The organism is Phenylobacterium sp. (genome assembly GCF_044358365.1).
In the GTDB taxonomy this organism is placed as follows: domain Bacteria; phylum Pseudomonadota; class Alphaproteobacteria; order Caulobacterales; family Caulobacteraceae; genus Phenylobacterium.
This window is the reverse complement of the sequence record NZ_JBIKNZ010000105.1, coordinates 1-7445: the sequence shown is the minus strand read 5'-3', so window position 1 is coordinate 7445 and position 7445 is coordinate 1. Positions and strand designations below refer to the sequence as shown.

The following is a 7445-nucleotide window of genomic DNA, read 5'->3' as shown; positions in this document are numbered from 1 at the left end:
TCAGGGCGTCATACAGAGCGCGGTAGCGAGGAAGAGCGGCCGGCGGAGCGAGTTCCGGCTTTCCAGCACACCAACTTCGCCGGAGTGCAGGCTGCGCGGCGGCGGCCGTGATCAAATCCTGCGGGTCGAGATCGGAGTTGCAGACAATGCGGACGGGACCGTTGACCTTGGCGATGGCCTCTCCGGCGACTTCAAACAGGCTGGAACGAAAATAGCCGGCGATGCGGTCATAGGCCACCGCGCCATCGAGGCGCTGCGTCAGGACCGATTGATCGAGACGCTGACGACGGCTGGAATGGCGGGTTAGCATGCGTGAAAGTCAATTCGACACAACAAAGCGATCAATCAATTTTCCCCGACAAGGAAAAAGTTGCGGCGAGGAACCGCCGGCACGGGCGCTTACCCATGGTCATTCCTTAGCCGTCCCGCCAGGATGCGGGCGGCCTCGGAGTCGTCTACCCACTCGCGCATTTCCTCGGCATTGCCCATTGCGGCTAGCCAGTCGAGCAGGTGGACAAAGCCCTCGCGCTTGCCCCAGTAGCCTTGATCGAAGGTGTCTCGCAGATACTGGCGGCCGGGCTCAGGGCTGTTGTCAGCAGCGGCGGTTTCACGGATGGCGAACAGCAGATGGCGCAGGGGCGTCGACGCGAAGGGGTGCGGGCCACTGGCGGCGGCGCGTCCGCGTCGACCGGGCAGACCGGCGGGCGCGGCGACAGTCCCATCGGGCTGGGCCAACTGGGTCCCGGCCAAGCCGCTGGCGGTGTGCATGCGGGCGCCGTTGGCCTTGTCGCTTTTCAGCAGCGGCCTGATGTCGGTCACGCCGAAACCGCGCGCCAGTTCCTCGTACATGCCCTTGCGCCGCTCACCCCGGCTCTCGATGTCGAGGGCGCGCAGGTAGTAGCGCTCCACCAGCGACAGCTCACGCCAGCCGGTATCGAGGCCACGCGGGATCAGCGTGTCGCAGGCGATGCCCAGCGCCCGTTCGATGACGATCTGGAAGTCGCTCTTCTCATTGCGGGCGCGCACGGCGAACACCTCATGCTCCACGTCCTTGCCGTCGAGGGTGGCGTATTGGGTCAGCACCTTCAGCGCGGCGGCGTAGGCGGCGAGCTGGTAATCGGCGTCGTTGAAATTGGGTTCGCCGCCCTCGTCCAGCGCCTGCATGGACGCAATCTGCCGCTTCACCTCGTCCTCGACCAGCGGATAGACCTCGTCGAGGAAGCCCGGCTCGCTGCCGACCCGCTTGCGCAGCACTAGGCAGACGGTGCCCTGCACGTAATCGCCCTTCTTGATGCCGACCGCGTCGGTCTCGGTGCTGATGGTCCAGGCGGCGGTGGCCTTAAGGCCGGCAGCCCAGAGGATCATGCCGAGATCGGCCCAGACCGCCGGATTCTTGTGGGTGAACATGACTATCTGCAAGCCGTTATCCGGCATGTGCCGGGCCAGGTTGCGGTAAATTTCCACCATCGAGCGACGGAAATCCTCGCCATCGCCGCGCACCGCCAACTCGGCGCGGGCGTCGGGAAGCCATTCCGGGAAGATTTTGGCGAGCGGCTTCTCGTACCAGGCGAGGAAGAAATCGGCGAGTTCGTGATAGTTGACCGCGTCAGCGTAGGGCGGGTCGGTGATCCAGAAGTCACAAACTTCGATTAGATCACGCGCATCCTTCAAGTGGACAATTGAATTTGAGACGTTGGCTAATTTGCTTACGTTGCCATCAAGAAAGCTGAATGTTTCCTTAAGTTTAGAAAATGGGCGTGAGGAATAGTTGAAATGGCAATTTAAGGCTTGGTTGTAGAAAACCTGGTTTCCCTTTTCATTGCCCGTATGGAACATCCAAGCGCTTAGTCGGGCATTCCAATCGGCCATCCTACCCAACCCCAACAAACACCCCACTCTTGCAGCCTTCGACTCCGTCAGTTGTTCGGACTTCTCCGCCATCACCCCATGCGTCAGCAATTGTCTCGGCGTGAAAAGATGATGCCAGTGGGTCCAGCCGCGCTCGCGAAACAGGCGATCCGTCTCCGCGCCCCGCTCGGGTATGGTTTGTGACGGGATCAAACCTCCGCTTTGCCATGCCGCGAACCGTTCGCGCAGCAGTTCTAGTACCACGGCTTCACGGACCAGATCATCGGCGTCGGGCGCAGCATAGCGCCGTAATTCCTTGGGCTTGCCATCGACCATGACCGTCTTGACCCAGCGGATGCAGTACAACCGCTCCTGAAACACATCACCGGGACGCGGCGACACATCGTCATTGGTCCAGCGGCGCAGTCCTTCCGGGCCACGCAGGGCTTCCACGGACCAGGACCGGTGCGGATCGAAGGGATCGACCACACGGCTATCCACCACCGTGGCGCCTTGGCCTTCCTTGTAGCGTTTCAATTCGGCATCGCCAACCACGGCAATTTCCGGTTCGAGTCGGTCGGTGCCCAGCACACGCCGCCAGCGACATACGACCTTGGAGCGTTCCCCGATCAGCCAGCTCGGCGCCAACGGGATGTAATAGTCGCAGCCCTCGGGCTTAACCTCGACACAGTACAAATACGCATCGGCCCGCTCGCCTTGGGCGTTGTGTTCAATGCCCCAGCCAGTAATCTGGCCATCAGCGGCGGCCAGCGCCTCGGCCTGCACCTGCATGACTTCCTTCTGCACCAGCTCGCCGCCACCCAACAGATTGAGGCTGGCCCAAGTCAGCAGCCCAGCCACCGGGTTGAGATCGGAGCCGAAGGCTGCGCAACCGATGCGGGCGGCCTCGAACGGAATGGATCCGCCTCCGCAAAAGCTGTCCCCCACGCGGGGCGTGTGGCCAAAGGTGCGTTGGCCAAGCTGTTCCACTAATTCCGGCAGTGACCGAGCGCTGGTATTCAGGTGGGCATTGATCTCGGCCCAGGCGGCGGCCGTCGGCCCCTCGACGTTTTCCGGCCGTTCGCAATGGCGGATGCGCTCGGCATAGCTCAGGGCGTCGAACTCGGCGCGATCAGGCACCGGTCGGCGGCGCTGATTGTCCAGCCGATGCTGGGCTTCCGGGGCCAGCGACTCCCAGATCTGGCGGCAGACCTCGGCCTTCTCCTCGTCGGTGACGCCCTGCTTGAAGCCGCGCGCGCCAAAGTATTCATCACGGAGTCCGGCTGGGGCGGTCTCGCGCCAGACACCGGCGGGGATATCGCCCTTGCAGCGCTGCCAGGCGCCGTCATCATCCATGGTCAGAATCTTGAGGAAGATGTTCCGGTCCTTTTTCGGGTCGGCGGAGGCTGGCATCAGCATGCCGAGGAGAGACGCCCGCACCAGGATCAGCGGCTTGCGGCCCCACCATTTCCCCAGCCGGGTCAGCGTCTGCCCGAGGTTGGCCTTGCGCTCCTTGTAGGCTTCGGCCGACAGCCGGGCGATGGGGAACTGGGTTTCGATGAAGGCAGGCATGGCGGTCAGACAGATGGCTTGGGTTGTGACGATGTGGCCGCCCACTCCGCGCTGACGCGGTTGGCTTCGTCGGCCAGTTCGCGCAAGCCCAGACTCGGCAAACCCAGACGACGCCACTCGGTGTAATTGAAACGGTCGCGCGATGCGGCCGCCATGAAGCGTTCGGCATCCACCAGTCCCAGCGCGCCGATGAGCGCCTGCATGCCCTTAATCCGGATTTCTGTCTCGTTATTCATACCAGTGCTCCAGTAAAAGCCAGCGCAACTGTTTCCCAAAAATCACTTACCCACACCTACAAGGCCAGGGACAGCTGGCCATGTCCCAGCAGTTCGCGACGGGTCTTGGGCGACAAGCCCTCCCCCTTGACGAAGGGATTATCCGCGAGCGCGGCGCGCAGCGCCTTACGCCAGCCGATGCCTTTCTGCATGGCCTGCCCGGTAGTAGCGACGGTCATGGTGTAAAGCCACCAGCGCTCCTCGGGCGCCAGCGCTTCCCAGTTTTTCAGGGCGTTGGGAATGTCGTCGGGCGGTGCGCTTTCCACGGCCCAACAGAGGACACAGAGTTCCTTGCCGAGGGAGGGATGGATAGGCACCGGCTTGGCAGGATTCTTCTGGAATTTGGCAATCGGCAGGCCATTGGCGCGCAGACGGCGATTGGCCTCGTCCCAGAACGCCGGTGCCAATGCCAACCAACGGGTGCGGTCGATAATGACGCGCAGAGCCGGATCATTCGGCGACGGCGGCGCGACGGTGCGGGCACCGAGTTGGTCGAGATCATCACCCCGATGTTCGGTGATGCAGATCATCGCGTCGGCGGCGCTGCCCTTGGGTATGTCAATCAGAAAGCCGTGCCGGGCTTCGTCCGGCAGAAAGCCCAGGCCGGCGACCTTGCGGGATGAAGCAGGAGCGCGCGCCATGGGTTACTGACGAACCTTGGCAGGGTTGAAGGTCTGGTTGGTTTCCCGCAGCCAGTCGAGCAACGCCTGTCCCGTCGGAAACGCCAAAGTGCCGACGATCATGCGCAGCCCGCCTTCGCTAACGATGGTTTGCAACTGCTTGGCCAGTTGCTGGGCGGCGGCGGCGTCATAACCTGCCTCCAACGCCCCGGAATACTCAATGTTCTGGCATCCATCGGCGCTTTCCGCCGTAAGGCTGATGTCGTGCGCAACCAGTCCCGCTGAACCTTCCAGTCGCTGCAGGAAATTCCAAACTGCACCCGGATCATCCAGCTTGGTCTGCTGGGTCCAGCGCGCCGGCTGTCGGAGATCGATCTGGGGGCTGGCGCCGGTTTGCGGAATGGTAATCCGTAGGGTTTCCGAACTCAGGTTGTAAGCGGAACAGACGGCTATCGCGCAGACGATACGGCAATTCTCCGGCACGCTGAACACGCCGTCATAGGTTGCGGCGCTGGTGCCCGTCGGCGAGGAGCCGTCCGTGGTGTAGCGGATGTCGATGCCATTGGCTCTGGGCAGGGCCAGCAGTTCGATTTGACGGTGATCGCCCCGATCTAGCAACTGGTACTTGATTCGAAGTTTGGGCGACCATTCCTTGATGGGGCTGAGGCGGGTCGCGTCATCCGGGTCGACGGCCAGGAACCGGTAGCGCAAGGCCTTGGCCTCGAAGCGGCTCGGTGTCGGGACTGGACTCGACGCGGTAGTAGGTTCGGCATCACCGGTTTCGAAGACCAGTGACGGTGCATGCAAGGGTTCAAGCTTAAGATAGGTATAGCCTTCGCCCTCTTCCTCTACCGATAGTTCACGCAGCGAGACTTCCGGTGTCGGCGGCGGGAACGGCCCCCGACGGATGTGATTACCCTCTTCGCGCCAGAGTCCGCGTCGAATAGAGTCAGACTTAAGATCATCGAGGGCTGAGGGTTTATGCAGAGGCCAATTCGTGGCAACCGCGGCTGCTCGTTTGAAGTCGGACCATAGCACTACCTTGCTGTGAGGCGAGCCGAACAGACGAGTTTCGGCGCGGCTGCGGAAACTGTCGTCATCAACATTGGTGGTAAATTTCTGCGCCCCTTCCAACGTGTGACGGAGGGTGGCCTCGCCGTGCTGATTACCAGCGAAGGCGAGGTCGATGCCGGTGGCCCGCAGCGCGCTGTTGATCGATGGGTAGACGATCTGATCGAAGGCTTCCTTAAGTGCAGAGGAAAATTGGAGACCGATGCGGTCGCGGAGGGCGTCGAGTGCGCTCCATTGCGGATCGCCGGCCGGCGTGTTCTCGGCCCGCAGTTCGTCCTCGATACTCTGCAGTGCCCGTGACTGGCGCGCGGCATCAAGAACTTTCTGGAAGGTGTCGCGGGCACCGGTGAGAAACAGGACACGATTCTTGTATGACTGCTGGTCCCACCAAGCCTGCCAGTCGGCGGAGATCGGCAACTGATTGGCTTGGCCGCCCGGACGGACGATAACCAGGGTGGTCTTTTCTTGCTCCAGTTGCACTTCGTCGAGCGGCGGCAGCACCTTGACGACTTGATAGCAGTCCCGCAAAGAGGCGGCGAAATAGGCTTCAAGATGCTCGCGTAGCATCCGGTCGACCGTTTCGTTGTGCAACGACTGGGCCGTGGAGCGCAGCTTGGCGGCCAAGTTTTCCTGATTCTTGAAGAACAGTCGGCCGTCCTGCGAGTTGTGAAGGTACCAGGCACGCGTGGCCAGCTTGTCGAGAACGTTGGCCTTGAAGGTCGACAGGTCGCGGCCGGGTCGCTGCAGGCAATCGACCAGCTGATACTCGCGCAGGCCGTGGATCGCGCCCGGGGTCGTGGAGAGTGACGCGACCAAAATCAGACGAGCCGCTTCGGAGGCGTCATGATTGCCGTTGCTGCCGTCGATCTGCTCGGCCTCGGCATCGCCCCCATGGGCAATATCGTGGGCGATGGCCTCGCTCAACGACGGATTGATGGTGCGGATCTCCGAGGCGATTTCGTCGACATTCAGGTCAAGGTCGTAGGGATGAATGAGGTCGATCGAAGCGGCCCTCTGCGAGTCCCAGAGGTTGGCGACGATCATCTGCATCAGCCGGATAACGCCACGGGTCTGTTGGAAGCCTTCGTTTTCCTTGAACTTGCCGACCAGTTCGCGCAGGTCGGGGTGGAACGGGTAGGCGTCGAGCACCCGGGTGTACATGCCCTCGGGAGTAGTCGAGGTGAGGCCCATGTTGGCGGCTTGTCGAAGCGATTCGCGGTAGGCGTCCGCCACCTGCTGAATCTCGGCCTCGGGGGCCACCTGTTCGAACAAACGCTTACGCAGGATGTGGTATAGCTCATCGCCGTTGGGATTCACCGGGGTGATTGGTACGGCGGAACGTCCTGCCTCGCCTTGGGCTTTTTGAATGGCGCGGTCGAAAGAATCTTTCAACCGATCTTGGCCGACGGTGTAATTCGTTCCTGCCAGGTCCGATACGATCAGGCAGACATTTGTCATTTCGTCATCACCGACCGCCACGAATAGATTGGCCAGGGCTGCTGTGGTGACCTGGCCGAGATCACCGCTGCCGGATGGGACCGAAACGGCATATTCAAGGTAGGGTGGAAGCTCATCCAGGAACACGATGAGCGGCTCCCCTCTCAGCAGCTCTTTCCAGGCTTCCGGACTTGGCGCGGTGAGCATGGGGGAGACGTAGCTTGCAAACTGATCAGCTTTGCCGAGCTGCTCGGCCAGCGAACCCCAGATCCCACCCGCAGCATCAGTCTTGCGGCCATTGAAGCCAATGACCCGACAACTCCCAAGGTTAGGGGCTGGATTGTCAGCACCCATGACAGTGCGGCGCAGTTCCACATCCCTGGCCAGGAGCCCCAACGCGATCATGCTATGAGTCTTGCCTCCGCCCATGGCCTGTGAGAGCAGAAACATTGATGAACCAGCTCCTTGTCCGCCTAAGTGTCGGAATGCTCGATCAATCAGGGTGAGCATGCCATTGGTGAAGTAATTCTCCTGAAAGAAAACTGCACCGTTAACCTTGCCTTCCAAAAAGGTATCGAGATTGAGCACCGTAGCGCGACGATCGGCCGCGAAGACGGACGGG

At 61.7% G+C, this 7445-nt stretch carries 5 protein-coding genes; all 5 read right to left on the bottom strand.

Annotated elements, in window-relative coordinates; genetic code table 11:
• Positions 1-310: hypothetical protein (locus tag ACIQ3B_RS17500; protein WP_397404851.1), on the bottom strand; the 310-nt coding region annotated here is incomplete at its 3' end.
• 89 nt (positions 311-399) lie between these two features.
• The gene (locus ACIQ3B_RS17495) at positions 400-3420 is read right to left on the bottom strand and encodes an anti-phage-associated DUF1156 domain-containing protein (protein WP_397404849.1); all 3021 of its coding nucleotides are present in this window, start codon (positions 3418-3420) and stop codon (positions 400-402) included.
• Positions 3421-3425: 5 nt separating this feature from the next.
• A complete protein-coding gene (locus ACIQ3B_RS17490) occupies positions 3426-3656 on the bottom strand; it encodes a hypothetical protein (RefSeq protein WP_397404847.1) in 231 nt (76 codons plus the stop codon).
• A gap of 56 nt (positions 3657-3712) precedes the next feature.
• Positions 3713-4336, bottom strand: coding sequence for a DUF3780 domain-containing protein (locus ACIQ3B_RS17485; RefSeq protein WP_397404845.1), 624 nt, complete (start codon positions 4334-4336; stop codon positions 3713-3715).
• Positions 4337-4339: 3 nt separating this feature from the next.
• A partial coding sequence (locus ACIQ3B_RS17480; RefSeq protein ID WP_397404843.1) for a DUF499 domain-containing protein occupies positions 4340-7445 on the bottom strand: 3106 nt, incomplete at its 5' end.